The sequence below is a fragment of the Sutterella seckii genome (genome assembly GCF_009183815.1).
GTDB lineage: Bacteria > Pseudomonadota > Gammaproteobacteria > Burkholderiales > Burkholderiaceae_F > Sutterella > Sutterella seckii.
Genome location: NZ_WEHX01000161.1, coordinates 1 through 2,541 on the forward strand (window position 1 = coordinate 1; position 2,541 = coordinate 2,541).

The window sequence follows — 2,541 nt, forward strand, 5'->3', positions numbered from 1 at the left end:
GCCGGCCTGGCGGCTTCCGCTTTGACGGGAGCAGCAGTCTTGGCCTGATCCGCCGCAGGAGCAGGCTTCGCGGCCGCCTTCTGAGGCGTACGGCGGGCGGGCGCTGCCTTGGGCGCAGCCGTCTTCTTTTCAGCAGGCTTCTTTTCAGCAGCGGCTTTTTCAGCCGGCTTCTTTGCAGTCGGAGCCTTCACGGCCTTCTGTGCCTTTTCTTCCTGGGCCTTCAGCGCTTCGGCGCGCTTCAGGGCTTCGACTTCCATCGCGAAGGGAACGAGAACGCGCTTCAGGATGGCGACGCCTTCCTTCAGCTCCTTCTTCTTGATGATGAGGGGCGGGCAGAGACGGATCGTCGTGCCGCCGGCCGTGAGGATGATGAGGCCTGCTTCAAGCGCCGCCTTCTGGATGTCGCCGAGGCGCGAGCGGAGTTCGGGGATGAGTTCGCAGCCGTCAAGAAGCCCCATGCCGCGGACAGCCGAGAAAACATGGAGTTCGTCGTTGACGCGCGTGAGCTCCTCGCGAAGGAGCTTGCCCTTTTCCATCACCTTGGCGAGGAATTCAGGCTTCGAAATCTTCGCAACGACGGCGGAGCCTACGGCGCAGCCTAAGGGGTTCCCGCCGAAGGTCGAGCCGTGGGTGCCGGCCTTGAAGTGCGCGGCGATGTCGTTCGACGTGAGAACGCAGCCGATCGGATAGCCGCCGGCAATGCCCTTCGCGGTCGAGACGATGTCGGGACGAATGCCGATCTGCTCGTAGGCGAAGAAGGTGCCCGAACGCGCGCACCCCGTCTGGACCTCATCCATGATGAGAAGCGCATGGTGCTTGTCGCAGAGCTCGCGGACGCGCTTTGCGAACTTCGGGTCAACCGGCAGAACGCCGCCTTCGCCCTGCACGGGCTCGAAGATGACGGCGCAGGTGCGGTCCGAAATCTGCTTCTCGAAAGCCTTGATGTCGTTGAAGGGCAGATGCGTGATGGCGCCGGGACGCGGCCCGAAGCCGAGCGAATACTTGTCCTGCCCGCCCACGCTCACCGTGAAGAACGTGCGGCCGTGGAAGCTGTGCGCGAAGGAAATGATTTCATCCTTCTTTTCACCGTAAAGATCAACCGCGGTGCGGCGGGCTAGCTTCAGAGCGCATTCGTTCGCTTCGGCGCCCGAGTTCGTGAAGAAGACGCGGTCGAATCCCGTCACCTTCGTAATCTCAGTCGCAAACTTAAGGGTCGCATCGTTCGCAAAAACGTTGCTCACGTGAATGAGGCGGGCGCTCTGCGCTTTAAGCGCCTTTCGCACGGTCTTCGGAGCGTTGCCGAGCGAATTGACGGCGATGCCGCCGCCGAAATCGAGGTAGGAGCGGCCTTCGCTGTCGTAGAGGCGGCACTTTTTGCCGCGCACCAGAACGAGGTCCGCAGGGTGGTAACACGGAAACATGACCTGATCGTAGGTCACGCGCGTAACTTCAGTCATCGTTGAAAAAATCCTTTGGTTGTCAATGCATTAATCCGATCGAGGCTCTGAGCCACGGTCAGAGATTGAATTCGTAGGCGAGCTCGTCGCAGCGTTCACGCTTATTGCAATTCTCGCAGTCCTTGAGAATCTTTTCCGGCAGCGCTTCGATGGTGGTGAGCTTAAAGCCGCAGCGCTCAAAGAACTTCGGATTGCGCGTGAGCACGAACACTTTAGCAATATCGAGACGTCTTGCGCGATCGAGCAGGTACTCAACAATAGCGCGTCCCTGGCCCTGGCGCTGAACCAACGGAGAAACACCGAGCGAGCGGATCTCCGCGAGACCTGAGTCGTAGACGAAGAGGCTCGCGCAGCCGACCATCTGGCCGTCGCGCACGCAGACCGCGAAGGAATCAATGCTGCGGATGATGTCGGCGCGCTTTCGCGGCAGGTTTTCGCCCTGCTGAGCCCAGTAGCGGACAAGCCCCTCGACGTCGTCGACGTCGGAAAGACGCCCCTGGCGGATGAAGAAGGGCGCGCGGTCTCGGTTGACGAGAATCTGGCTGAGCGCCTTCGAAAGGTAGGAAAGCTCGTCGGGGGTGATGTTGCGGTTTCTGAGGAGATTCACCGCCTCGTCGTAGAGATCCTCAAAGGGCGTGCCTCTGAAATTCTTCTGCGCTTCCTCGGGAAGCATCACGCCGAGCGGGGAAATTTCGCCTGCGCGCTCCTTCGGAATCATGTGAAAGAGCGTCTCCGGAACGGAGGCCTGCATGCCCGGCACAATGGGAATGGTCCTCTTCTGCTGCTCTTCGCTTTTATTCATCATCTTCTTAAACAAAAAGGCAAGGGGTTCAGGGGTGACTGAACGCATCGGAACACAATGCCTGAGTGCTTGGCCGCCCTGAGGGAACCGGGGGTCCTCCCTCGCAGAAGCGCGCGTGCTCCAGGCTTACTACTCACCTTCGCCGCCCTTTTCACGGAAGACGAATCAGGATTCGATTCTATGGGGGACTTCCATAAAATAAATGCCTGTAAATTCTGAAAATTTCAGAGTTTACAGGCATGAAAAATGGGTGTTTTGTGTTATAATTGAATTTGCGAAAAC

The 2,541-nt window shown here is 59.1% G+C and carries 2 protein-coding genes; both read right to left on the bottom strand.

The window, feature by feature from the left end; all coding sequences use genetic code 11:
• On the bottom strand, positions 1-1,457 hold a 1,457-nt coding region (locus tag GBM95_RS11515), incomplete at its 3' end, for an acetylornithine/succinyldiaminopimelate transaminase (RefSeq protein WP_152159222.1).
• Between the two features lie 58 nt (positions 1,458-1,515).
• On the bottom strand, positions 1,516-2,307 hold the full coding sequence (locus GBM95_RS11520) for a GNAT family N-acetyltransferase (RefSeq protein ID WP_226963311.1): 792 nt from the start codon (positions 2,305-2,307) through the stop codon (positions 1,516-1,518).
• Positions 2,308-2,541: the final 234 nt, after the last annotated feature.

What these genes read in the sequence shown, in the direction of transcription:
- GBM95_RS11520 (WP_226963311.1), bottom strand. Translation starts at nt 2,307, where the DNA reads ATGCGTTCAGTCACCCCTGAACCCCTTGCCTTTTTGTTTAAGAAGATG.